1 rRNA gene is annotated in these 617 nt (G+C 51.4%); it reads right to left on the reverse strand.

The window, feature by feature from the left end:
* A 23S ribosomal RNA gene (locus tag GCN74_RS28260) occupies positions 1 to 617 on the reverse strand; the annotation flags it as partial.

The raw sequence follows: 617 nt of genomic DNA on the forward strand, positions 1-617 counted from the left end.
TCCTTCTCCCGAGTTCTCTCAAGCGCCTTAGAATACTCATCTCGCCCACCTGTGTCGGTTTGCGGTACGGTCTCGTATGACTGAAGCTTAGAGGCTTTTCTTGGAACCACTTCCGATTGCTTCGTGAACAAGTTCACTCGTCCCATCCCCTTGAATTCCGTACCCGGATTTGCCTAAGTACCTTCTATGAGACAGAAACTGACTATTCCAACAGTCAGACAACCTTCCGCGATCCGTCCCCCCATCGCATCATACGACGGTGCAGGAATATTAACCTGCTTCCCATCAGCTACGCATCTCTGCCTCGCCTTAGGGGCCGACTCACCCTGCTCCGATGAACGTTGAACAGGAAACCTTGGGCTTACGGCGTGGAGGCTTTTCACCCCCATTATCGCTACTCATGTCAGCATTCGCACTTCTGATACCTCCAGCATCCTTTACAAGACACCTTCGCAGGCTTACAGAACGCTCTCCTACCATATGCTTACGCATATCCGCAGCTTCGGTGACTGGCTTAGCCCCGTTACATCTTCCGCGCAGGACGACTCGATCAGTGAGCTATTACGCTTTCTTTAAATGATGGCTGCTTCTAAGCCAACATCCTGACTGTTTTAGCC

The sequence above is a fragment of the Janthinobacterium sp. FT14W genome (assembly GCF_009208755.1).
GTDB lineage: Bacteria > Pseudomonadota > Gammaproteobacteria > Burkholderiales > Burkholderiaceae_D > Janthinobacterium > Janthinobacterium violaceinigrum.